The organism is Flavobacterium caseinilyticum (assembly GCF_004349085.1).
GTDB lineage: Bacteria > Bacteroidota > Bacteroidia > Flavobacteriales > Flavobacteriaceae > Flavobacterium > Flavobacterium caseinilyticum.
In genome coordinates, this window is the sequence record NZ_SMFM01000001.1 from 508,457 (window position 1) to 532,888 (window position 24,432).

The following is a 24,432-nucleotide window of genomic DNA, read 5'->3' on the forward strand; positions in this document are numbered from 1 at the left end:
GATGCGTTTCTACATTATGCACTAAGCCTTCAATTGCGATAGTGTTTGCCGTGTCGATGCCTAAGGCAATTATTTTTCTAAGACACAAAATTTTTGTTTGTAATCCCGAATAAATTCAGGAATAGTGGCTTCAGTGCTAGTTACTTTTTCATTAAGAATCTAAACCACGTTTGGAAGGCCTTGTGAAAGATATCAATGCTTTTTACCGATAATTGAGCGCCTAATTTCCGAAAGGAATTCCAAAGGCAATATTGAATATAGCTTCTTGAAGTGAAGATATTTTTTGAGGAGTTAAAGCCCTAATTTTTTTATCAGCGGCAGAGTATTTGAATTTTTCGGAATCAAAATTAAAGATATTGTAACTCCGCAAACGCTGCCGCCAATAACGATACCTTAAACATAATTTACACCGTTAGTTTGATTTTTCTTCTATTTTTTTAGACATTCTAAAAATCAGAAGTATCAACACGGCGCAAAAAGAAGCGGCAATTCCAATAAAGGCAACCACGCTATCTCCTTGAAATGGATCTCTGAAATCCAATAAAGTAATATTGAATATGATTAGCGCTATGGCTAAAAACACCAATATGTTAGTGAAAATTTTCATAATACTTTTTGTTTTTGATATAAAAGAAAGATTTATGCGGATTATGGAAAAGAAAAAAAAGTTCTCAAAAAAATCGCGGTAACCTTTACAGATGTCTTACGGGGTAAATTTAGGTAAATTTAATTTACACAAACAAACCTTTAACATTCGCAGCGAATAATTTAACAGCAATAGCAAGAAGAACAACGCCAAAAGTCTTTCGAATCACGCCAAGTCCATTCTCGCCTAGCAATTTTTCGATTCTTGCAGATGATTTCAAGACAATATAAACCAGAATAATATTCAAAACGATTGCTATCACAATATTTACAGTGGAAAACTGTGAGCGCAAAGAGAGTAATGTGGTCATTGTTCCCGCGCCTGCGATAAGAGGAAATGCCAAAGGAACAATTGATGCTGAACTGGCTTCTTCGTCCCGATAAAGGCGAATTCCTAAAATCATTTCTAACGCAAGAAAAAATAAAACAAACGAACCGGCAACAGCAAAAGAATTTACATCAATCCCTATTAATTTCAATAATTCTTCTCCAACAAAAAGAAAAACAATCATAATTATACCTGCAACGATTGAAGCTTTTTCGGATTCAATATGTCCGTGTTTTGATCTTAAATCAACTATAATCGGGATGGTTCCCACGATATCAATTACGGCAAAAAGTACCATTCCAACCGTAATTATTTCTCTGAAATCGATTTCAAACATGTTTTTATTGGTAAAGTTAATCTTTTCGATATATTTCTTTCATTAAAATAAGATTTTATTACAACATCTTTGCCGTTTTAATAAATTGTTTACTATTCCGCTGTTTCACACTTTTTTAGTTTGCAAATTACTCATTTTCATATTGTTAAAAAGACATTAAAATCTAAAATCCCAGAGGCTTTTAAACAAAGTTAAAGTTGGGTTTTAACTAAAAAATTACACTATACTTTAACTACCTTTGCATTTTATAATCAGTACCCCAAAATAATGTTTCAATTAGGAAAAACAATTGTCTCAGAAGACATACTCGGAAATGATTTTGTTTGCAATTTGACCGCTTGTAAGGGAGCTTGTTGTGTAGATGGTGATGCCGGTGCTCCATTGAGTCTTGAAGAAACAAAGATATTGGAGGAAATCTATCCTAAAGTTAAACCGTTTTTACGCAAACAGGGAATTGCCGCTATCGAAGCGCAAGGAACTTGGGTAAATGGTACCGATGGTGATCTTGAAACACCGTTAATTGATAATAAAGATTGTGCGTACGTTATTTTTGATGGTAAAACTGCTTTATGCGGTATTGAACAAGCCTATAATCAAGGAATAATTGATTGGAAAAAACCTGTTTCCTGTCATCTGTACCCAATTCGCGTAAAAGACTTTACCGAGTTTGCCGCTGTCAATTATGATAAATGGGATATTTGTGATCCAGCCTGTTCGTTAGGTCAGGAACTCGAAGTGCCGGTATATAAATTTGTCAAAGAAGCGTTAGTTAGAAAATTTGGCGAAGACTGGTATGCAGAGCTTGAAAAAGTCGCTTTGGACATGAAAAAATAATTTCAAAATAAAAAAAAAATTCTTGTTTTTTAATTTTATAACCCTATATTTTACGGTACTTTACCTCCTTTTTTTGTTTTTCAATATACTGTTTTTCAGTATTTTAAAAAATTAAGCAAAATTATTTCATTTTTTTTCATTTGTTAAAAACTAAAGCCGATTGTGAATAAGTTTGGCTTTTATTAGTCGCAATATTTTACAATCTTTGTAATCTACATAAAGCACAAAATTTCGTTAAAATCTCAAAAATACACACACTTATAATGGCGCAAGTTGAACCAATTTTACAAGAAAATAAAAATCGTTTCGTGATTTTTCCTATCAAACACCATGATATTTGGGAATTTTATAAAAGTATGGAAGCCAGTTTCTGGACTGCTGAAGAAATCGATTTGTCACAAGATTTAAATGACTGGAATAATAAACTTTCGGAAGATGAACGTTATTTTGTAAAACACATTTTGGCATTTTTTGCTGCTTCAGATGGAATCGTAAATGAAAATCTGGCAGAAAATTTTGTGAACGAAGTGCAATACGCAGAAGCAAAATTCTTTTACGGGTTCCAAATCATGATGGAAAACATTCACAGCGAAACGTATTCGTTATTGATTGACACTTATGTAAAAGATGAAGCGGAGAAAGATGAATTGTTCAATGCTTTAGAAGTTTTTCCAGCAATTAAGAAAAAAGCGGACTGGGCTTTGAAATGGATAGAATCAGATTCGTTTGCAGAACGTTTGATTGCTTTTGCAGCGGTGGAAGGAATTTTCTTTTCGGGAGCATTTTGTTCTATTTACTGGTTGAAAAAACGTGGATTAATGCCAGGATTGACATTTTCTAACGAATTGATTTCGCGTGATGAAGGGGTTCACTGTGATTTTGCGGTGCATTTACACAACCACCACTTGGTGAATAAAGTGCCAAAAGAAAGAATCAGAAGTATCATTGTAGATGCATTGAATATTGAAAGAGAATTTATCACCGAATCGCTTCCAGTGAGTTTGATAGGTATGAATGCAGTTTTGATGACGCAATATCTAGAATTTGTTGCCGATAGGTTATTGGTTGAATTAGGTTGCGAAAGAGAATACAATACTACAAATCCGTTTGATTTTATGGATATGATTTCACTTCAAGGAAAAACAAACTTCTTTGAAAAGAAAGTAGCCGAATATCAAAAAGCGGGTGTTATGAATACCGATGAAGATGCTCAGAAAATATCTTTTGACGCTGATTTTTGATTTTTTTAAACCATTAAGGAATTAAGGTTTACCAAGTTTTAATTTATCTAAATATGTTGATGTTAAAGAAATCTTTTAAATCTTAAATGATTTACTGATTTTTTATGTTTCAGATGCTGATTAGCCCAGATAGTAATGAAAATCCTTTTTATTTTTTTCTTTAAAAAATAAAAAGATTGCAATGGATAGCTGGAAAAGCTCCAAAAAAAGATGCTGAAACAAGTTCAGTATAATTTACAAATAACGAAAAACAGTGAAGGGATTTTCTGTTTTAAAAAAACCAACAAAAGTATGTATGTAATTAAGAGAGATGGCCACAAAGAGCCGGTAATGTTCGACAAAATCACGGATAGAATTAAAAAACTATGCTATGGTTTGAATGATTTGGTTGATGCCGTGAAAGTGGCAATGCGCGTAATTGAAGGGCTTTATGACGGTGTGTCGACATCTGAGTTGGATAATCTTGCTGCCGAAACTGCTGCGTCAATGACTATTGCGCATCCGGATTATGCACAGTTAGCAGCTCGTATTGCAATCTCAAATTTACATTCGAATACAAAAAAATCATTTTCGGAAACGATGAATGATATGTTCAATTATGTAAACCCAAGAAATGGTCAATATGCACCGTTACTTTCTGAGGAAGTGCATAAAGTGATAATGGATAACGCGGAATTTTTAGATTCCCATATTATATACAACAGAGATTTCAACTACGATTATTTTGGTTTTAAAACCTTAGAAAGATCGTATTTACTAAAAATAAACGGTAAAATTGTGGAGCGTCCGCAACACATGTTGATGCGTGTTTCCGTTGGAATCCACTTAGATGATTTAAAATCAGTAATAGAAACCTACGACTTAATGTCGAAAAAGTTCTTTACGCATGCAACACCTACATTGTTCAATGCAGGAACACCAAAACCTCAAATGTCTTCTTGTTTCCTTTTGGCAATGCAAGACGATAGTATTGACGGGATTTATGATACGTTGAAACAAACGGCTAAAATCTCGCAATCAGCTGGTGGAATTGGACTTTCTATTCACAATGTGAGAGCGACTGGTTCTTATATTCGTGGAACAAACGGAACGTCTAACGGAATTGTTCCTATGTTAAGAGTTTTCAATGATACTGCAAGATATGTAGATCAAGGTGGAGGTAAACGTAAAGGAAGTTTTGCTATTTATATCGAAACTTGGCATGCGGATATCTTTGAATTTTTGGATTTGAAAAAGAATACTGGAAAAGAAGAAATGCGTGCGAGAGATTTGTTCTTCGCGATGTGGACTTCGGATTTATTCATGAAACGTGTGCAGGAAGACAGTTATTGGACGTTGATGTGTCCTAATGAATGTCCGGGATTGTATGATGTGTATGGCGAAGAATTTGAAGCAATGTACATTGATTACGAGAAACGTGGAAAAGGTAGAAAAACCATCAAAGCGCATGAATTGTGGGAGAAAATCCTAGAATCGCAAATTGAAACTGGAACACCTTACATGTTATACAAAGATGCGGCGAACAGAAAATCAAACCAAAAAAATCTGGGTACGATTCGTTCTTCGAATTTGTGTACGGAGATTATGGAATTCACTTCTAAAGATGAAATTGCGGTTTGTAACTTGGCTTCACTTTCGTTGCCAATGTTTGTGGAAAACAAAAAATTCAATCATGAATTGTTGTATACCGTTACCAAACGTGTAACCAGAAACTTAAATAAAGTAATTGACAGGAATTATTATCCGGTAATTGAAGGAGAAAATTCTAATAAACGCCACAGACCAATTGGTCTTGGAGTGCAAGGATTAGCTGATGCTTTCATCATGTTGCGTTTGCCGTTTACGAGCGACGAAGCGAAAAAACTGAATCAGGAAATTTTTGAAACCTTATATTTTGCAGCCGTAACCGCATCGATGGAAATGGCCAAAGAAGAAGGTCCATATTCTAGTTTTGAAGGTTCACCAATTTCTCAGGGAGAATTCCAATACAATTTGTGGGGAATGAAAGATGAGGAGTTATCCGGTCGTTGGGACTGGGCTTCCTTGCGAAAAGAGGTGATGGAACACGGAGTGAGAAACTCATTGTTGGTTGCGCCAATGCCAACGGCTTCGACTTCTCAAATTTTGGGGAACAATGAAGCATTCGAACCATATACTTCTAATATTTACACGAGAAGAGTACTTTCGGGCGAATTTATTGTCGTAAACAAACACTTGTTGCACGATTTAGTGGAACGTGGTTTGTGGAACGAAAACTTAAAACAAGAATTAATGCGAAATAACGGTTCGGTTCAAGCACTTAATATTCCGCAAGACTTGAAAGAATTGTACAAAACAGTTTGGGAAATGTCTATGAAAGACATTATCGATATGTCACGTCAACGTGGTTATTTTGTAGATCAATCACAATCGTTGAATTTGTTTATGCAAAATGCCAATTATTCTAAATTGACATCGATGCACTTCTACGCTTGGCAATCCGGATTGAAAACGGGAATGTATTATCTAAGAACAAAAGCTGCGGTGGATGCAATTAAATTTACATTGAACAATGATAAAAAAGCAGAGCCAATCGAAATCAAAGAGCAATCAATCGCTGTTCCTGCAGTTGCAGAAGCAGTAGAAATGACTGCCGATGAATACAGAGCGATGCTAGAATTGTCAAAAAATGCTGGTCCAGACGAATGTGAAATGTGTGGGAGCTAATGACTCAGGAAAATAATAAAGGCTTCTTAATTGAAGCCTTTTATAAGAATACTAACTTTAAATCTATCGATGAGGTAAAGAAAAAAAAATAATGCGCATAAAAAAAGGGACATCTTTGATATCCCTATTTTGGAGAACTTAAATAATTTTGGATCCGACCCCTAAAATTTTAAGTTATTTAAGAAGGAAAAGGTTACCTCACCTACTTTTTATATATTTCAAAAGTATATAATTCGAATCTTCTTTCCAAAATTATTTTTTAAGATAATATCAATGTTGATATTATTAATCTACAACTCTTATGACATAAGAGATTAAAGAGTTGTTAACAAAATAAATAAAATGGAAAATCCATCAAATAATGATTTTTACTACATTTTTAGAAAATGTATCACGACCAGAAATGGAAGAAGAATTTGTAAAACTGACGGAAGTTGTTTTAAAATTCGAATTAAAAAAAGTATTTAAATTTGAAAAGCAGCTATTGTAATGATAGCTGCTTTTTTTTGGAGCTATTTCCCGCTTTTCGTTACAATCTTTTTATTCGCCGAAAAGGCGAACAAAAAGGATTTTCACTTCAATCGGGGCTAATTACCTAGAGCTAACAGTTTAAATTTGTAAATAATTCACTATATTTGAGATAATTCACATTATAAACAATCCTTTTATACTAAATGCCATGGAAAATAAAAAATTTACTGTTACCGATGATTTATTAGCTTCCAAAGGCCAACGTTTCCTGAATTTCGTTATTGATTTATTTATAATTTATGTTATCGAAATAAGTATTGGTACGACCATAATTCTAATTGGAGATTTAACGAAAAGTGATGCAGCATCAAATTGGGTTTCCTCATTAAGCATTATTGAAAGTTTCTTTTTTGGACTTGTTACCTTGTTTTTTTATTATTTAATAACTGAAATGTATTTTTCTAGAACCTTCGGGAAGTATTTCACTAAAACAATGGTGGTAAAGCACGATGGTTCAAGACCCATTATGAAAAATGTAATTATACGAACACTTTCTAGATTAATTCCCTTGGAACCTTTTTCTTTTTTAACTGCTGATCGAGGATGGCATGATACATTATCGGTTACGTATGTGGTGAAAAAGCATGATTTTATAGCCAAAAAGAAATTGTTTTCTGAAGAATAAAGAAATAGAAAAGATAAAAATAGCAGTCATTTTAGGCTGCTTTTTTGTTTCTAAACACATCCTTTTCTTTATATTCGCTCCTTCTAAATACCAAAAATAAAATGATGAACTGGGAACAACTTTTATCACTAAAACGACAAGGCGACAAAGGCAAAAGATTACGTGTAGAACAAGACGATACCCGTTTGGGTTTTGAGGTTGATTATGACCGTATCATCTTCTCAGCCGCTTTTAGAAGTTTACAGGATAAAACACAAGTTATTCCGTTATCAAAAACTGATTTTGTACACACCCGATTGACGCACAGTTTAGAAGTTTCGGTTGTGGGGCGTTCTATGGGACGATTGGTAGGTAAGAAAATCATCGAAAAATATCCACATTTGAAAGAAGTTCATGGCTATCACATGAATGATTTTGGTGCTATTGTTGCTGCGGCATCTTTGGCTCATGATATTGGGAATCCACCATTTGGACATTCCGGTGAAAAAGCGATTGGAGAATATTTTTCCATTGGAAAAGGACAACAATACAAAGACCAGCTTACGCCAAAAGAATGGCAGGATTTAATTGATTTTGAAGGAAATGCGAACGGTTTTTCGGTATTGACGGCTAGTCGTCCCGGAATTGAAGGCGGACTTCGAATTTCGTATGCGACTCTTGGTGCTTTTATGAAGTACCCTAAAGAAAGTTTACCAAAAAAACCAACCAAAGATATTGCCGACAAAAAATATGGTTTCTTTCAAACCGATAAAGCTTTTTTTCAAGATGTAGCTTTGGATATGGGTTTGATTCCAAATAAATCCGGAGACAATATTGGTTTTGAAAGGCATCCTTTGGCATATTTAGTAGAAGCTGCAGATGATATTTGTTACACCATTATTGATTTTGAAGACGGAATCAATTTAGGATTAGTTTCTGAAGATTTTGCGTTGGAATATTTAATAAAATTGGTGAAAGACAGCATTGATACTTCAAAATACAAGACTTTAGAAACCAAAGAAGACCGAATTAGTTATTTACGAGCTTTGGCAATTGGAAGTTTAATCAATGATGCCGTAAAAGTATTTGTCGAAAATGAAGCCTTGATTCTGAACGGAAAATTCCCTTTTGCCATAATGGACAAAAGCAAGTACAAAGCCCAGATGGATGATATTATCAAGATTAGTGTCGATAATATTTACCAAAGCCGTGAAGTAATTGAGAAAGAAATCGTCGGTTATCAGATTATTCAAACGTTATTGGATAAATTCATAACGGCATTTAATAACAAATTCGATGGGAATGCGTCTAATTACGATTCTTTGATTCTGAAAATGTTACCTGAAAAACACCATTTGGAGAAAGAAAATCTGTATGGACGATTACTGCATATTTGTCATTTTATCTCCTTGCTTACGGACGGGAATGCGTTATTGTACTATAAGACGATAACTGCCTCAAAAACTTAAGTAAACGTTTGTTAATTGCGTTGTTATATTAAATAAAAACGATTAGGTTTGTGCTTTTAACAAAGTACATACTAATTAATAGATTTTTATGAAAAAAATAATACTTTCTATACTTTATTTACTACCATTATTTGTTTTTTCTCAGTCTAACAAGGAAATAATTCAAAATTATCTAAGCACGCCGACTGCTAAAACGAGCATATCAAATCGTGATTTTAACGATTGGGTAATTCAAAGTGAAGGCGGATCTACAAGTACTGGAATCAAAAATTGCTACGTGATACAGCGTTATCAGGGAATTGAAATATTTAGGGCAGTGTCAAATTTTTCTATAAAGAACAGCAAAGTGATTGATGTTCAAAAAAGAATAGTTGACGGTGTTTCAGATAAAGTAAACGCAACTTCTCCTTCTTTATCAGTAACAGATGCATTAACGAGAGCGTATTTTCAATTGGGAATTGCGGTTAAAAATCAGTTTACTGTTTTGGAACATTTGGAAGTAAACAAGTACAAAATAAGCAACGGATTAGGGACTGATGAGCCTGTTAGTGCAAACTTAGTATATCATCAGGCAATATCAGGTAAATTGATTTTGGCATGGGATTTCACAATTCATACGAGTAGCCATGATCATATTTGGAGTGTAAGAATTGATGCTGTCACGGGCAAAATATTAGAAAAAAATGATATTGTAATTTCATGTAGTTTTGATCAAGGGAAAGCGCATTCACTGACGCCTAATGCAATCGAAATACATTCCGGACCTGCTTACAAACAAATCTATTCAGGATCTTCTACCGCTGCACTTGGGGGATCTTATCGCGTTATACCATTTAATTACGAAAGCCCTAATCATAGTCCTTTTCAACTTATTTCAGATCCATCAGATGTTAAAGCATCTCCTTTTGGCTGGCACGATATTGATGGTATTGCGGGTGCGGATTACACGATAACCCGAGGTAATAATGTGTGGGCTAAAGATGATGTTTTGGGTGACAACTCCAATCAAGGTCGCAGTCCTGACGGAGGGTCTTCATTAATTTTTGATTTTCCGTACAAAGGAACAAGTGCTGCAGCGATCTCATATATCGATGCTTCAATCACTAATTTATTCTATATGAATAATGTAATGCATGATGTCTGGTATCAATATGGTTTTGATGAGGCCAATGGAAATTTCCAGGAAAATAATTATGGACGTGGTGGAAAAGAAACTGATTTTGTCAATGCAGATGCGCAAGATGGGTCGTCAATTACACCAATGAGTCTGAACAATGCTAACTTTTCTACTCCGGTAGATGGAACGAAAGGGAGGATGCAAATGTTTTTATGGAACAGAAGTCCTGAAATCAAGCCACTTATTGTCAATTCACCTTCAGGTATTGCAGGAAGTTACGTAGCAAAACAGAATGGGTTTAACCCGGGACAGGTAGCATTGCCAATAGCACCTAATTTTTTACAATCAGATTTAGTTTTATATTTGGATAGTTCAGGTGGCAAATCAGAGGCATGCGTGTCTCCGTCTAATGGTGCCGCTATGAGTGGAAAAATAGTTATTTTACGAAGAGGAAATTGTGCTTTTTCCGTAAAAGTAAAATACGCTCAAAATGCAGGTGCGATAGCTGTTGTAGTTGTAAATAATATCGAAGGTGAAATAATCATGTCCGGGGCTGATGAATCAATCACAATTCCAGCAATCAGCGTTAGTCAATCTGTTGGGGAAACGATTATAGACCAAATGAAGATACAAGCTGTAAATGTTAAAATACAAACACAGTCATCTCCATTTGTAAATGCAGACGGGGATTTTGACAACGGAATCATTGCACATGAGTATGGCCATGGGATTTCGACTCGTTTGGCTGGTGGACCAAATAATTCAAGTTGCCTTCAAAACACGGATCAAATGGGCGAGGGCTGGTCTGATTGGTTTGCATTGATGATGCAATTAAAACCGGGTGATTTTGGTGGTGCTAAAAGAGGAATTGGAACTTTTGTATCGTCTGAATCCACAAGTGGCTTAGGCATTAGGGATTACGCCTACTCAACCGACAGAGCTATTAATCCTATGACCTATAATTTTACCAATAATTACCAAACTATAGATGCAGAAGGTGGTGAAAAAACATCCGTACACGGTGTAGGTACCGTTTGGGCTACCATGCTGTGGGATTTAACTTGGGCGTACATAAACAAGTATGGGTTTGACAATAATAAATATTCGGGTCAAGGCGGAAACAATAAACTAATGCGAATTGTATTAGACGGAATAAAGTTGCAACCCTGTAGTCCAACTTTTGTAGATGCAAGAGACGCAATTATTGCGGCAGATCTAGCCATCACAGGTGGTAAGGATTATTGCATGATTTGGGAAGTGTTTGCAGCTAGAGGTTTGGGTGTTAATGCTTCAGCAGGTGATAAAAATAAGGGGAATGATCAGATAGAGGATTTTACCAGACCAGCAAATGGAGCTAGTTGCTCATTAGCCGTTCTTGATATTGATGCGGAAAATATAATGAAAGTTTTTCCAAACCCATCCAATGGCGAAATTGCAGTAAGAATCAATAACTACGATGGGAACGTCGCTATCAAAATAATAGATCTTACTGGAAGAATTGTTTATACAGCTAAGAATGTGTTATTCAATAACGAAAAAACTTTTAATTTAAGCCAACTAAATTCCGGCATTTACATTATGGAAATTACAGGGGAGGAATTGAAGTATACCGAAAAAATCATTATTAATTAGGAATCCATAAGTGTTTAAAAAAATCCTGAAATTAATTTCAGGATTTTTTTTTAAAATATATATTCGATTCCAACACCGATGGCTTGTCTTATTTGCGTTTTAGGACCTTGAGTAACTTGTATTCCTGCGATTTGCTTTTTTGATTTGATGTCGTCGTCATAAATCACATGTGCCCCAACATTAGCTTTTACATACTGATTGACAACAAGTTGCACTTGAAGGTCGTAATCCACATCTATGTTCCCAAAACGATTCACATAATCAGAATATAAACTTAGACGATTTTCTAAAGTAATATTCTTGAAAATTTCTTTTTTAATGTGACCTGAGACCAAAAAACCAAGTTCCATTTTAGCTTTTTCACCTTGTGTAAGCAAATTTCCATCTAGGTCGTAAGTAGCTTTAGGTACTCCAAAGGCACCCTGATTGGCTAATCTTTGATCTAAAACCAGAGTTGTTTTAAAGGTAAAAGGGGAAATGTAAAAGGTTCTTTTCTCTTTTTTGTTGACATTTTCGGCGCCAATTCCCATAAAAATATAAGCAGGCGCAAAGAGTTTAGATATCGCTTTTTCGGTATTTGGGTAGGCATACCCGTTGGTGAACTGGGTGTTGAAATTAAATTTTGCAGAATGATACCAATTGGATAACGTGTCTTGCCTGTAGCCAAATGTGGAATTTAATTGTATGGCATCATCTGTCTTTCTTACTTCAGTCCGTTCTTGCTTGTTCAATCCGTATCGTATTAGAAGTTCATTTGACCAATTGTAATTACTTCTATTATAAACCCTGTGAAATTTACCTTTTATTAATCCTGAAATCGAACTGGTTCCTCCCGCACTCCAATTCACAAAAGCAACTTCAGAGATGTCAAAGCCTAAACTATTTTTAATAGTCCAATAGGATAAAGGAACGTAATGCCGATTGTTTTGTATTTTAACCGTTACAAATAAAGGTTTAACGGCTTTAATTACAGTAGGTTTAGCTGATAATGGTAACGCTGTTAAATTTGATTCCTGAGATAAACAATTAAAAGAGATTGTGAATGTAAGTAAAAGTAAAGTGTAGGATAATAATTTCATTAACGGGGAATTAATTTAAACGTGCAAAATAAATATTTTAATAACTTGAAAAAAGTATTTCAAGACTTTTAACGTCAATTTTGCAGTATTGTTGCAATTCGGCAACGGTTCCATGTTCAATGAATTCATCCGGAATACCTAAAACGGTTACATTTGAAGTATAATTATTCTCTGAGGCAAACTCGAGAATGCCACTTCCAAAACCGCCTTTTACAGCACCATCTTCTATAGTAACAACAATTGGAAATTCAGTAAAAATGTTGTGTAAAGCATTTTCGTCTAATGGTTTAACAAACGGAAAGTCATAATGCGCAATGGTTTCTGGATGTTTCATTTTGGTTATAGCCGAAGTGACATTATTGCCAATAGTTCCATTGGATAAAACAGCGACTTTCGAGCCATCTTTGATGCAAATACTTTTTCCAATTTCTGTTTTTTTATAGTTTCCTAGATGTTGCGTTTGCCAATCTGCAATAACACCGCGACCACGTGGATAACGAATTGAGATAGGATGATTTAATCCCAATTGTGCTGTATATAAAATATTTTGTAACGCTATTTCATTCATCGGTGCATAAACAATCATGTCAGGAATGCATCGCAAATAAGCCAAATCGAAAACACCGTGATGCGTTGCGCCGTCTTCTCCCACCAAACCAGCTCTGTCCAAACAAAAAATTACCGGAAGATTTTGTAAAGCCACATCATGAATTATTTGGTCGTATGCTCTTTGTAAAAATGTCGAGTAAATATTGCAATAAACGACCATGCCTTGAGTTGCCATTCCGGCAGCTAAAGTCACCGCATGCTGTTCGGCAATTCCAACGTCAAAAGCGCGTTTTGGAAATGCATCCATCATGAATTTCAACGAACTTCCGGACGGCATTGCAGGTGTGATTCCTATAATTTTTTCATTTTTTCTAGCCAAATCTAATATGGTCAAGCCAAAAACATCCTGATATTTTGGAGGTAAATTTTCTTCGGATTTAATGTGAATTTCTCCCGTTAAAGCATCAAATTTGCCGGGAGCATGGTATTTTACCTGGTCGTCTTCGGCTTGTTGCAGTCCTTTTCCTTTTGTGGTAATGATATGAAGAAATTTTGGTCCTTTTATTTTTTGTAAGCGTCTCAGTTCTTTGATAACCGCAAAAAGATCATGACCGTCTATTGGACCTGAATAATCAAAATTCAAAGATTTGATCATGTTGTTTTGCCTCGGATTTTTCCCCTCTTTTACGGCAGTGAGGTATTGTTTTAAGGCACCTACACTTGGATCAATCCCGATGGCGTTATCGTTCAGAATCACCAATAAATTAGCATCAGTAACTCCGGCGTGATTTAATCCTTCAAAAGCCATCCCTGAAGCGATGGAAGCGTCGCCAATTACCGCAATATGCTGTTTGTTGAACTCGCCTTTTAAATTAGAAGCAATTGCCATTCCTAAGGCTGCCGAAATAGAAGTAGAGGAGTGGCCTACGCCAAAAGCATCGTAAATACTCTCGCTTCTTTTTGGGAAACCGGAAATACCGCCGAGTTGCCTATTAGTATGAAAATTTTCTCTTCGACCGGTCAGTATTTTATGTCCATAGGCTTGATGGCCGACGTCCCAAATCAATAAATCTTTTGGGGTGTCAAAAACATAATGCAAGGCAATTGTCAATTCGATGACTCCTAAGCTTGCGCCAAGATGGCCTTCTTTTACAGCCACAATGTCGATAATAAAATCGCGTAATTCTTGGGCAACTTGAGGAAGTTGGGCTTCGTCAAGCAAGCGTAAATCGGTTGGGTTATTGATGTTTGAAAGTAAATTATCTGACATAAAGCAAAGGTACGATTTGAAATTGTATTTTTGCAGTCGATAAAAAAAGTTGTTTCACAAAGAATTACAAAATAAAGCGAAGATTCACAAAGAATTTAAATTTGCGAATTCGCGGTCTATACTATGATAAATCCTTTCACCGACGAATATTTCATGAAAAAGGCTTTGCAGGAAGCTGAAATGGCTTTTGAAAAAGGCGAAATTCCTGTTGGCGCTATTGTTGTCATTGATAATAAAGTCATTGCCAGAAGTCATAATTTAACCGAATTACTGAATGATGTTACGGCTCACGCCGAAATGCAATCCATTACTGCTGCTGCGAATTATCTTGGCGGGAAATATTTGATTGGTTGTACACTTTACGTTACACTGGAACCTTGCCAGATGTGTGCCGGCGCTTTGTATTGGAGTCAGATTTCGAAAATTGTGTACGGAGCTACTGATGAACATCGGGGTTTTGTAAAAATGGGAACGCAATTGCATCCTAAAACTACTGTTGTGAAAGGAATTATGGCAAATGAAGCTTCGGAGTTGATGAAGCGATTTTTTGTGGAGAGAAGAAAGTGATATTCTTATCCTAAATACTTTAGCCCAGATAGAAGCGGTATCCTTTTTCAAAGCTGCCAGCCTTCAAAAGGCTGGCAGCTTTGAAAAAGATATAGCGGATAGCTGGAAATAGCTCCTGAAAAAAGGGCAAAAAAAAACTCCCCAATTTCTTGAGGAGTTTGTAATTTATTCTATGACAGCATTTTCTTTTTTGTCGTAGAAATGATATTCTAAATACGTGTAAGCATCACGAGGTATAATTTTCACCCATTTTTTATGTTCAAGAAACCATTTTGAACGTAATGATGGAAAACCTTTGGTAAGGTATGCGGCCACAAAAGGGTGTACATTAAGCACAACATCTTTGTGGTTTTTTAATACTCTTTCCAGATCAAAAGCGATTTTATCAATGATTTGTATTGGCGCTTCAATTTCGCCGCTTTCATTGTTTGGATCTTCTTCTCTAGTTTTAATATTAACTTCTGGTCTTACTCTTTGTCTTGTAATTTGAACTAATCCAAATTTGCTCGGAGGTAAGATCTTATGTTTTGCTTTATCGTCGCTCATTTCTTCTTTCAAGAAATCGAACAACACTTTGCGATTTTCAGGATTTGACATATCGATAAAATCGATTACGATGATTCCGCCCATATCACGAAGACGTAATTGTCTTGCGATTTCGGCAGCAGCAATCATATTGACTTCCATGGCTGTATCTTCCTGGTTGGTGGCTTTATTAGAACGGTTTCCGCTGTTTACGTCAATAACGTGCAAAGCTTCAGTATGTTCGATAATAAGATAAGCTCCTTTACTCATGGATACTGTTTTTCCAAAAGAAGTTTTGATTTGTCTCTCTATGTTGTATTTCTCGAAGATAGGTGTGTCTTTTGATTGATAAAACTTAACGATTGATTGTTTGGATGGTGCAATTTCTTGCAAATAATCCTTTGTTTGGTTGTACAACTCTTCGTCATCTATCTGAATACCGCTGAAGGTATCGTTGAATACGTCTCTTAATATCGAAGAGGCTCTGTTGAGTTCTCCTAATACTTTTGACGGATGATGAGCAGTTGGTAATTTTTTACACATTGCAGTCCATCTGCTGAGCAGGTTCTGCAAATCTTTTTCTAATTCGGCTGTATTTTTGCCTTCGGCTACTGTGCGAACAATAACACCAAATCCTTTTGGTTTGATGGATTGTACTAATCGTTTCAAGCGTTCTTTTTCTTTTTTGTCTTCTATTTTTTGAGAAATAGAAACACGGTCAGAAAACGGAACCAAAACTATAAATCTTCCGGCAAGAGAAAGCTCAGCGCTAATTCTTGGTCCTTTTGTAGATATAGGTTCTTTGACGACTTGTACTAAAACAGATTGATTGGAACTCAAAACATCAGTAATGGTACCATCTTTGTCTATTTCTTTTTCAAACTGAAAGGTTTTTAGGGAGAAATCTTTTAATTTACCTGCGCTTACAAGTTTTATGAATTTCAGTTGGGAAGCTAAATTAGGTCCTAAATCATGATAATGTAAAAAAGCATCTTTTTCGAAGCCTACATTTACAAAAGCAGCGTTAAGTCCGGCAACTGGTTTCCTGATTTTGGCAATAAATATATCACCAACCTGGAAGTTGCTTTTTTCTTCTTCTTTGTGTAATTCAATTAGTTTTCCATCTTTTAATAAGGCAAAATCTACGGCTTCAGAACTAGATCTAATGATTAATTCTTTATTCACACTGTAAATTTTTTATCTATTCGCCAAAGCGAACAAATGGATTAAACAATATTTTAACAGGTATTGAACCCGGGGAGGAAAAGACTTAGAAAATCAAAGAGACAAGAAGCAAGATTTATAAGTCTTATTTCTTTCTTCTTTGTTCTAGTTTTCTTTTTCTCAATTTCAATGAACGTTTAAAAAGAAAAAAGTAGTTTAAAACTACTTTTTCTTTTTGTGACGGTTAGCTCTCGCTCTTTTCTTACGTTTGTGCGTTGCTACCTTATGTCTCTTTCTTTTTTTACCACTTGGCATGTCTTGTCGATTTTATGATTAATATTATTATTTTGCTTCGTTATTTGTTTTCACTCCTTCTACAAAAACTTTTGCAGGTTTAAATGCAGGAATGTTGTGTGCAGGAATTTTTATTGTTGTATTTTTAGAAATATTTCTTCCTGTTTTCTCTGCTCTAGTCTTCACTATGAAACTTCCAAAACCTCTTAAATAAACATTGTCTCCAGTTTCTAATGAATTTTTCACTTCATTCATAAAAGTCTCTACAGTTGCCTGAACATCTCCTTTTTCAAGACCTAATTTTTCTGAAATTTTTGCTACGATATCTGCTTTCGTCATTTTCTTTCCTATTTTATAATGTTGTACTATTTTTTTGAGTTTGCAAATATATGAATTTAAAAAACAATTATTCAAGCTAATTCATTAAATTTTAATCACATAAACTTTTACTTTTGCTAACAAATAATTAAAACATGATTTTTTCTAACTTGTTAATACAATGGTATTTACAAAATAAACGTGATTTGCCTTGGAGAAATACCACTGATCCGTATCCCATTTGGCTCTCTGAAATCATGTTGCAACAAACGCGCGTGGCGCAAGGAATGCCTTATTTTTTGTCTTTTACAAGCGCTTTTCCAACTGTTTTTGATTTGGCGAAAGCCAATGAAGAACAGGTTTTGAAACTTTGGCAGGGATTAGGATATTATTCTCGTGCCCGAAACTTACACAAAACAGCACAGCATATCGCTTTTGATTTATCGGGAATTTTTCCGGCAACTTATAGTGACTTATTGAAACTGAAAGGAGTAGGAGAATACACCGCCGCTGCAATTGCTTCTTTCTCTTATAATGAAGTTGTTCCGGTAGTTGATGGGAACGTATTTCGGGTTTTGTCCCGTTATTTCGATCTGGATACGGATATTGCTCAGGCTTCCGCCAAAAAAGAATTCGCTGCTTTGGCTTTCGAACTGATGCCAAAGGATAATCCGGCAACTTTCAATCAAGCCATTATGGAGTTTGGCGCTTTGCAATGCGTTCCTAAAAGTCCGAATTGCGGTATTTGTGTTTTCAACGAAAGTTGCGCCGCTTTGCAAAAAAACAAAGTCGATCAGTTGCCTGTTAAATCCAAAAAACTAAAAGTTAGAAACCGATACTTTAATTATATGGTTGTTGCAGATGAAAATGACAACACCATAATTCAAAAAAGAACGGAGAAAGGGATTTGGCACAACTTATATGAATTCCCTTTGATGGAAACCGAAAAAGAGGAAGATTTTGATTGTGTTAGCGAAGCTGTCCAAGCGGAGTATTTTAAAGATAATACTGTCGAAAGTATGTTAGAATATAACGAAAAAAGTATCATTCATAAATTGTCACACCAGCATTTACATATCAAGTTTTGGAAAGTAAAACTAAAAGGAACAATTGAAAACGGAATTGATGCAGAAACATTGAAAACTTTTCCGTTCCCAATTGTGATTCATAATTTTATTGAAAAGGATTTATAGAGTTTCTAAAATAATGTATCTTTGATTAAATACTATATTCTAAAATGAACGGAACATTAAATAAAGTTATGCTTATCGGTTTTCTTGGCGACGACATCAAAATGCATTATTTTGACGGAGGCAACTGTATCGGAAGGTTTCAGTTGGCAACAAACGAAGTGTATATCAACAAAACTACAAATGAAAAAATCACTTCTACAGAGTGGCATAATTTGGTAGTACGCAATAAAGCGGCTGAACTTTGTGAAAAATATCTTTCTAAAGGAGATAAAATATATGTGGAAGGGCGTATTAAGTCCCGCCAATGGCAGTCAGAGGATGGAACTACAAAGCACACCACCGAAATTCAGGTAACTGAATTCACTTTCCTGTCCACTAAAAAAGACAGTGAAAACAACAAACAAATTCCTGTAGCTGATGTTGTGAAAAACACTAATTTTGATCCGGAAAATAATGTCTTGCCTATTAATGACTTGCCATTTTGATTGTTTAATTAATCTTAACTAATTTGGACCCAGAGCCCAGTTTATTTTTTGCCTACGCTATCGATACGAATCTAGCATTTGGCATATCAGGAATAATTATTTTGCTGTTTTGTTCGGCGATAATCTCAGGTGCTGAAGTAGCCTTGTTTTCGTTGTCACAAAAGGACATCGAAGAAACCATGCAAGAAAATAATTCGAAAGGAAAAATTATTGCTGCACTTTTAGAAAAGCCGAAAAAACTGTTAGCGACACTTCTTGTAGCCAATAGTTTTATTACTATTTCCATAATACTATCGTTCTCCTACGTTGGAAAAGCATTTTTTTCAGCTGTACCAACACCACTTTTAAAATTTACTCTTGAAGTGCTGACAGTTACCTTCTTGATTTTGTTGTTTGGCGAGGTTTTACCAAAAGTGTATGCCAGCAGAAACAATAAAAAGTTTGCAAAAGGAATTGTGTATCCAGTTGCTTTTTTGGATAAATTGCTTTCGCCAATAAGTTTGCCCATGCGCGCTGCTACACTTTATTTGCACCACAAATTAGCAAAACAAAAAACAAATTTCTCAGTCGACCAATTGTCACAAGCTTTAGAATTAACCGCTTCGGATGAAACTTCTACCGAAGAACAAAAAATTTTAGAAGGAATTGTAAGTTTTGGAAACACCGATACAAGACAAGTGATGAGTCCGCGAATCGATATTTTTGCTTTAGAAATAGACGAATCTTTTGCTGATATTTGTCCCAAAATCATAGAAAAAGGATTTTCCAGAATTCCGGTGTATCGAGACAATATAGACCAGATAGAAGGCGTTTTGTTTGTCAAAGATTTGCTTCCGCATATTAATACCAATGAATTTGACTGGAAATCGTTGTTGAGGGAACCTTTCTTTGTTCCTGAAAATAAGAAACTGGACAATTTGCTGAAAGATTTTCAGAGTATGAAAAGTCATCTCGCGATTGTGGTCGATGAATATGGAGGAACTTCGGGTTTAGTATCTTTGGAAGATGTTATTGAAGAGATTGTGGGAGATATTAGCGATGAATTTGACGATGAAAATATTAATTTTTCTCAAATTGATGATAAAAATTATCTTTTTGAAGGAAAAATAAACCTCAAGGATTTTTACAGAATAATTGATGTAGACGAGGAATTATTCGAAAGCAAAAAAGGAGAAGCCGAAACGCTAGCCGGTTTTATCCTTGAAATTTTGGGAAATTTTCCGAAAAAAAATCAGAAAATTTCATTCGAAAACTATCTGTTTACCATAGAAGCAGTGGATCAAAAACGAGTGAAGCAAATAAAAGTAACGATTGAATAATCCTCTCCCTGACCTCATTCGAAGGAAGGGGAATTGTTGTGAAATGTGTTGCTTTTGAAAAATAAAAGATTAAATAAATTTAGGATGGAAATGTTTAAAAAAACAATCACTTTTTCGGCCATTGTAATACTGTCATTGTTGAGTTTTAGTTGTAAAGATGATGTCTTGCCAAAACCATCAAGCTATTTGCGATTGGATTATCCGGAAGCTAAATATGTAAATTTTGAAAATGAATGTCCTTTTGCTTTCGAAATGAATTCAGACGCAATTATCAAAAAAGAAACTGATTGCGGGTTTACCATTACGTATCCAAAAATGAAAGCAACTATTTATCTGACGTATAAACCAGTCACTAAAAACATTAATGAACTGTTGCGCGACGCACAAAAATTGACTTTTGAACACGTGATTAAAGCAGATGATATTCTGGAACAACCGTATTTGAATCCTGATAAAAAAGTCTACGGAATGTTTTATCAGGTAGATGGAAATGCGGCAACGAATTCGCAGTTTTATGCTACGGACAGCACGCGACATTTTGTGACAGGTTCTGTGTATTTTTATGCAAAACCCAATTATGATTCTATTATGCCAGCGGCAAGTTATATCAAAAATGACATGCAGCGACTAATGGAAACCCTGAAATGGAAATAATATTTCATAAAAAAAAGCATTCGCCAGTAACGAATGCTTTTTTTATACAATTTAAAAGTCTGGATTACGACTTCATATTCGAAACTTTGTATGTTTTGCCATCAGCAGCGGCTTCGACAACTTTAGTCAATTTCTCTGGAGTTTGAACCGTTTTGTCAAAAGTTACTGTTCCTAATTTTGTATCAAAATCTACCGTTGCTTTCTGAACACCTTCCAGTCCGTTCAAATCTTCCTGAATTGTTTTGGCACAACCTATGGCGCATGACATTCCTTCTACAGAGAAACTCGCTGTTTGAAGATTTGCAGCTGCAATTTCCTTTTTAACTTTTGGAGCTGCTGTAGTTGTGGTTTCTTTTGCAACTATTTCAGCCTCTTTTTCTTTACAGCCTAAAAATAAAATACTTGTAAGTACTAGCGTCACGATTGATTTTTTGAAGTTCATTATGTTGAAATTTAAAAGATTAAAAGGGTGTTTATCTTTCGCAAAATTAATTAAAAAAAGGAGGACTAATTCATAAAATAATTACAATTTTGGGGCAAAATTATTTTTATGGAATCAAAGCAGTTAAAATGGGTGTACTTGATGGTTCTTGCCTTAGTTTGGGGAAGTTCATTTATACTGATAAAAAAGGGATTAATAGGTTTAACAGCTTTACAATTGGGATCATTGCGAATCATTTTTGCAGCTGTTTTTTTAGTATTGATAGGATTTAAAAGTCTGCCCAAAATCCCGGCATATAAATGGAAATACATTGCTTTAACTTCTCTTTTTGGGACATTTATTCCTGCTTACTTATTCGCGATTGCACAAACCGAAATTGACAGTTCGGTGAGTTCTATTTTGAATTCTCTGACACCTTTGAATACATTAATTCTGGGCGCTTTAGTTTTTGGATTGCAATTCAAAAGAAATCAGATTTTTGGAATTCTAATTGGTTTAATAGGAAGTGCTTTGTTGATTTTGAACGGCGCTATTCATCATCCGGAACAAAACTATTATTATGCTATTTTGGTTTTAATAGCATCCATCTGTTACGCAGTCAACGTCAATTTGATCAAAAAATATTTGCATGATTTGAGTCCGCTAAGTATTACGACTGGGAATTTTATGGTGTTGTTTTTTCCGGCATTCATCATCTTGTTTTTCTCCGGTTTCTTTGAAGTAGTACATGATGTAAAAGTGCAGGAATCGATTATATTTATAATGATTCTTGGCGTTGTAGGAACTGGAATTGCGAATATTTTATTTTTTAAACTGATCCAAATGTCTTCACCTGTTTTTGCTACTTCAGTAACGTATTTGATTCCTGTAGTCGCTTTTTGTTGGGGATTATTAGACAATGAAATGCTGACACCAGTTCAGTTTTTTGGTGCTTTTATCATTTTAATAGGAGTGTATTTATCAGCCAGGAAGTAGTGTTGAGTATTTTGTGTTTTGTTTAAAAAGTTTAGTTAGTATAAAACAATAAAGGCTGCCCAAATGGACAGCCTTTATTTGTTAATTCAAATTTTGATTATTGAAAATCAGCATCTGAAACACCTTCATTGATTTTTACATCAGACATTTTTATATCCAATTCAAAACCTACATTTTGTATAATATTAAAAGGAACTTTAACTCCTTTTACTTCTTTGTAATCTGCATAATTCATAGTTTGAGTGATGCTTTGACCACCTTGTTCTATTACTTTAGATTCAGCTAACTTCAAACCAGAAACTACATCATAATATAGAGTAGTTTTTCCGTTTTTGACAGCGTAAGCGTCTTTTCCATTTATAGACTCGATTGTTTCTAAAGTTAACCCTTGTTTTTTAGAAAGAGTTAATTCTTCAAAAGGTGTTGCAGCCGCTCTCATGTCTGTTAGCATCGTTCCTTCGATGTTTTGACGTTGTCCTTGTTGCATTACGTAAGCTCCTTTTTCATTTACTACTTGTTTCATGATGCTCATTGTTCCCATAGCCAATTCAACCATAAGTTTTCCTTTAGCATCAATTTTAGATGTAAAATTTAGTGGAGAAGGCGCTTGCGGAATTGTAGTAGTTCCGTTCATTACAATTGTTTTTACTGCCAAAGCCGCTTTTTCGCCACCAATAGCTTTGATGTAATTGTCAATAACGCTTTTTGCAGTAACTCCAGCTGGAACCGGTTTTTTGAATTCAGGTTTAGCCGTTGGGTTTCCGTATTTATCAAAATATGATACCGGGAATTTTAATTTTTCTAAACTAGGAGCGACATCAGCTGCTTTTCCTACAATTACAATTCTGCTGTTGTCCGCTAAGAAGTATTTATTGGCAACTCTCAAAATGTCATCTGCTGTTACAGCACTGATGTTTTTGATGTAGTTTTCGTAAAAATCAGACGGCAAGCTTTGTGTTTGAATTCTCAAAGCATATCCCGCTATTGTTTGGGGTTTTTCAATTTGCATTACAAATCGTCCAATGTATCCTGCTTTTACGCTGGCTAACATTTCGTCAGTCACTTTCTCTGTTCTGATTTTCTTAAATTCTTTGAAAATCTCAACAATTGTACTATCTGTTACGGCATTACGAACTTGCGTAGAAGCATTGAAAGTAGAAACGCGTTTGTCTCCGTAAATGCTAGTTCTAGCACCATACGTCCATCCGTGAGCTTCTCTTAAATTCATATTAATGTAACTGTTGAAATCACCTCCAAGGATTTGGTTTGCTATCAAAACAGCAAAATAATCAGGATCAGTCATTTTAAGATTTGACATGTTTACTACTGCAACTTCTGACTGAACAGCATTTGGCATGTCAATAAAGTTGATTTGTGAAGCCGAAACATCTTTTGGATCACTATAAGTTAGCGATGGAGCAGCTGCTTTTTTCCATGAACCAAAGAACTTCTCTACCATTTTTTTTGTTTCCTTGAATTTCACATCACCTACAATAATTAGGTAAGCGTTACTTGGAACAAAATAAGTATTGTAATTCGCTTTCACATCAGCAAGTGTTACATTTTTCAATGTAGCTTCACTAACATATTCGCCTGCAGGATGGTTTTTTCCATAAGTCAAAACATCTACAACTCTTGCTGCTACTGCTGAAACGCTTTTTTCATTTGCTTTTAAGCCTTCAATAAGTTTTGTTTTTTCTTTGTCAAATTCCTCTTGGGTGAAATTTGGGTTTAATGCACCATCAGCCATTAACTCTAAAACTCTTCCAGAATATTTAGATAATGCGCTTGCTGAAGCACCGTTCGAACTAAAATTGATGTTGGCTCCCAGAAAATCTACTTCTTCATTGAAAGCTGTTTTAGAAATTTTAGTTGTTCCGCTTCCAATTAAAGTACTGGTCATGTCAGCAACTCCTTTTTTGTCGCCTTCAGCGTACGGATCATTGTCTAAAGTAAGACTGAATGATACTCTTGGCAATTTATGGTTTTCAACTACCATAACTTTCAAACCATTTTTTAATTCAAAGGTTACCGGTTTTCCAATTTTTATAGTTGGAGCTACGCCAGGTTTTGGCTGAGGGATGATTTGTCCTTGCATGATTACTGTTAAGAACAAGCTTGATAAAATTAATATTGATTTTTTCATAATGATAT

Annotated in this window: 20 protein-coding genes; 12 read left to right on the top strand and 8 right to left on the bottom strand. The window is 35.0% G+C overall.

The annotated features are described in order from the left end of the window. Positions 1 to 412 precede the first annotated feature (412 nt). Entirely contained in the window at positions 413 to 607 is a 195-nt protein-coding gene (locus E0F89_RS02295; protein ID WP_131908241.1) for a hypothetical protein, read from the bottom strand. A gap of 124 nt (positions 608 to 731) precedes the next feature. After that, entirely contained in the window at positions 732 to 1,310 is a 579-nt protein-coding gene (locus tag E0F89_RS02300; RefSeq protein ID WP_131908242.1) for a MarC family protein, read from the bottom strand. Between the two features lie 267 nt (positions 1,311 to 1,577). Between E0F89_RS02300 and E0F89_RS02305 the strand changes: the two genes are divergently transcribed. The 6 genes from E0F89_RS02305 to E0F89_RS02330 all read left to right on the top strand — a co-directional run bounded on the left by E0F89_RS02305 (position 1,578) and on the right by E0F89_RS02330 (position 11,444). After that, positions 1,578 to 2,144 (top strand): DUF3109 family protein, encoded by a 567-nt coding sequence (locus tag E0F89_RS02305; protein WP_131908243.1) that lies wholly within the window; start codon positions 1,578 to 1,580, stop codon positions 2,142 to 2,144. A gap of 263 nt (positions 2,145 to 2,407) precedes the next feature. Beyond that, positions 2,408 to 3,385, top strand: coding sequence for a ribonucleotide-diphosphate reductase subunit beta (locus tag E0F89_RS02310; protein ID WP_131908244.1), 978 nt, complete (start codon positions 2,408 to 2,410; stop codon positions 3,383 to 3,385). Positions 3,386 to 3,676: 291 nt separating this feature from the next. After that, positions 3,677 to 6,091 (top strand): ribonucleoside-diphosphate reductase subunit alpha, encoded by a 2,415-nt coding sequence (locus E0F89_RS02315; protein ID WP_131908245.1) that lies wholly within the window; start codon positions 3,677 to 3,679, stop codon positions 6,089 to 6,091. 679 nt (positions 6,092 to 6,770) lie between these two features. Beyond that, entirely contained in the window at positions 6,771 to 7,247 is a 477-nt protein-coding gene (locus tag E0F89_RS02320) for an RDD family protein (protein WP_131908246.1), read from the top strand. Between the two features lie 104 nt (positions 7,248 to 7,351). Further along, positions 7,352 to 8,695 (top strand): dGTP triphosphohydrolase, encoded by a 1,344-nt coding sequence (dgt, locus tag E0F89_RS02325; RefSeq protein WP_131908653.1) that lies wholly within the window; start codon positions 7,352 to 7,354, stop codon positions 8,693 to 8,695. Between the two features lie 88 nt (positions 8,696 to 8,783). Then, positions 8,784 to 11,444: a T9SS-dependent M36 family metallopeptidase gene (locus tag E0F89_RS02330; RefSeq protein ID WP_131908247.1), complete on the top strand. Its 2,661-nt coding sequence runs from the start codon at positions 8,784 to 8,786 to the stop codon at positions 11,442 to 11,444. A gap of 50 nt (positions 11,445 to 11,494) precedes the next feature. Here the strand turns inward: E0F89_RS02330 and E0F89_RS02335 are convergent, their stop codons facing one another. Continuing rightward, entirely contained in the window at positions 11,495 to 12,523 is a 1,029-nt protein-coding gene (locus E0F89_RS02335) for a DUF3078 domain-containing protein (RefSeq protein ID WP_131908248.1), read from the bottom strand. Between the two features lie 37 nt (positions 12,524 to 12,560). After that, positions 12,561 to 14,342, bottom strand: a complete 1,782-nt coding sequence (locus E0F89_RS02340; RefSeq protein WP_131908249.1) for a 1-deoxy-D-xylulose-5-phosphate synthase — start codon at positions 14,340 to 14,342, stop codon at positions 12,561 to 12,563. Between the two features lie 123 nt (positions 14,343 to 14,465). On the opposite strand from E0F89_RS02340, the gene E0F89_RS02345 reads away from it, so the two are divergent. Further along, positions 14,466 to 14,909, top strand: a complete 444-nt coding sequence (locus tag E0F89_RS02345) for a nucleoside deaminase (RefSeq protein ID WP_131908250.1) — start codon at positions 14,466 to 14,468, stop codon at positions 14,907 to 14,909. A 165-nt stretch (positions 14,910 to 15,074) separates the two neighbouring features. Here E0F89_RS02345 and E0F89_RS02350 read toward each other — a convergent pair whose 3' ends face one another. Beyond that, entirely contained in the window at positions 15,075 to 16,619 is a 1,545-nt protein-coding gene (locus tag E0F89_RS02350) for an Rne/Rng family ribonuclease (RefSeq protein ID WP_131908251.1), read from the bottom strand. A gap of 321 nt (positions 16,620 to 16,940) precedes the next feature. After that, positions 16,941 to 17,261, bottom strand: a complete 321-nt coding sequence (locus E0F89_RS02355) for an HU family DNA-binding protein (RefSeq protein WP_262709511.1) — start codon at positions 17,259 to 17,261, stop codon at positions 16,941 to 16,943. Positions 17,262 to 17,365: 104 nt separating this feature from the next. On the opposite strand from E0F89_RS02355, the gene mutY reads away from it, so the two are divergent. The 4 genes from mutY to gldD all read left to right on the top strand — a co-directional run bounded on the left by mutY (position 17,366) and on the right by gldD (position 20,861). Next, positions 17,366 to 18,403 (top strand): A/G-specific adenine glycosylase, encoded by a 1,038-nt coding sequence (gene mutY, locus E0F89_RS02360; protein ID WP_131908252.1) that lies wholly within the window; start codon positions 17,366 to 17,368, stop codon positions 18,401 to 18,403. A gap of 44 nt (positions 18,404 to 18,447) precedes the next feature. Beyond that, positions 18,448 to 18,888 (top strand): single-stranded DNA-binding protein, encoded by a 441-nt coding sequence (locus E0F89_RS02365; RefSeq protein ID WP_131908253.1) that lies wholly within the window; start codon positions 18,448 to 18,450, stop codon positions 18,886 to 18,888. A gap of 23 nt (positions 18,889 to 18,911) precedes the next feature. Continuing rightward, on the top strand, positions 18,912 to 20,207 hold the full coding sequence (locus tag E0F89_RS02370; RefSeq protein ID WP_131908254.1) for a gliding motility-associated protein GldE: 1,296 nt from the start codon (positions 18,912 to 18,914) through the stop codon (positions 20,205 to 20,207). Positions 20,208 to 20,297: 90 nt separating this feature from the next. Then, positions 20,298 to 20,861, top strand: coding sequence for a gliding motility lipoprotein GldD (gldD, locus tag E0F89_RS02375; RefSeq protein WP_131908654.1), 564 nt, complete (start codon positions 20,298 to 20,300; stop codon positions 20,859 to 20,861). Between the two features lie 64 nt (positions 20,862 to 20,925). Here gldD and E0F89_RS02380 read toward each other — a convergent pair whose 3' ends face one another. Then, positions 20,926 to 21,303, bottom strand: coding sequence for a heavy-metal-associated domain-containing protein (locus E0F89_RS02380; RefSeq protein ID WP_131908255.1), 378 nt, complete (start codon positions 21,301 to 21,303; stop codon positions 20,926 to 20,928). A 108-nt stretch (positions 21,304 to 21,411) separates the two neighbouring features. On the opposite strand from E0F89_RS02380, the gene E0F89_RS02385 reads away from it, so the two are divergent. After that, positions 21,412 to 22,278, top strand: a complete 867-nt coding sequence (locus tag E0F89_RS02385) for a DMT family transporter (RefSeq protein ID WP_131908256.1) — start codon at positions 21,412 to 21,414, stop codon at positions 22,276 to 22,278. A 97-nt stretch (positions 22,279 to 22,375) separates the two neighbouring features. On the opposite strand, the gene E0F89_RS02390 is transcribed toward E0F89_RS02385, so the two are convergent. Then, complete coding sequence (locus E0F89_RS02390) at positions 22,376 to 24,424, bottom strand: M16 family metallopeptidase (RefSeq protein WP_243699456.1); 2,049 nt, start codon at positions 24,422 to 24,424, stop codon at positions 22,376 to 22,378. Positions 24,425 to 24,432: the final 8 nt, after the last annotated feature.

Coding starts and splice junctions, on each gene's coding strand:
- E0F89_RS02295 (WP_131908241.1), bottom strand. CDS start 607: ATGAAAATTTTCACTAACATATTGGTGTTTTTAGCCATAGCGCTAATC.
- E0F89_RS02300 (WP_131908242.1), bottom strand. CDS start 1,310: ATGTTTGAAATCGATTTCAGAGAAATAATTACGGTTGGAATGGTACTT.
- E0F89_RS02305 (WP_131908243.1), top strand. CDS start 1,578: ATGTTTCAATTAGGAAAAACAATTGTCTCAGAAGACATACTCGGAAAT.
- E0F89_RS02310 (WP_131908244.1), top strand. CDS start 2,408: ATGGCGCAAGTTGAACCAATTTTACAAGAAAATAAAAATCGTTTCGTG.
- E0F89_RS02315 (WP_131908245.1), top strand. CDS start 3,677: ATGTATGTAATTAAGAGAGATGGCCACAAAGAGCCGGTAATGTTCGAC.
- E0F89_RS02320 (WP_131908246.1), top strand. CDS start 6,771: ATGGAAAATAAAAAATTTACTGTTACCGATGATTTATTAGCTTCCAAA.
- dgt (WP_131908653.1), top strand. CDS start 7,352: ATGAACTGGGAACAACTTTTATCACTAAAACGACAAGGCGACAAAGGC.
- E0F89_RS02330 (WP_131908247.1), top strand. CDS start 8,784: ATGAAAAAAATAATACTTTCTATACTTTATTTACTACCATTATTTGTT.
- E0F89_RS02335 (WP_131908248.1), bottom strand. CDS start 12,523: ATGAAATTATTATCCTACACTTTACTTTTACTTACATTCACAATCTCT.
- E0F89_RS02340 (WP_131908249.1), bottom strand. CDS start 14,342: ATGTCAGATAATTTACTTTCAAACATCAATAACCCAACCGATTTACGC.
- E0F89_RS02345 (WP_131908250.1), top strand. CDS start 14,466: ATGATAAATCCTTTCACCGACGAATATTTCATGAAAAAGGCTTTGCAG.
- mutY (WP_131908252.1), top strand. CDS start 17,366: ATGATTTTTTCTAACTTGTTAATACAATGGTATTTACAAAATAAACGT.
- E0F89_RS02365 (WP_131908253.1), top strand. CDS start 18,448: ATGAACGGAACATTAAATAAAGTTATGCTTATCGGTTTTCTTGGCGAC.
- gldD (WP_131908654.1), top strand. CDS start 20,298: ATGTTTAAAAAAACAATCACTTTTTCGGCCATTGTAATACTGTCATTG.
- E0F89_RS02380 (WP_131908255.1), bottom strand. CDS start 21,303: ATGAACTTCAAAAAATCAATCGTGACGCTAGTACTTACAAGTATTTTA.
- E0F89_RS02385 (WP_131908256.1), top strand. CDS start 21,412: ATGGAATCAAAGCAGTTAAAATGGGTGTACTTGATGGTTCTTGCCTTA.
- E0F89_RS02390 (WP_243699456.1), bottom strand. CDS start 24,424: ATGAAAAAATCAATATTAATTTTATCAAGCTTGTTCTTAACAGTAATC.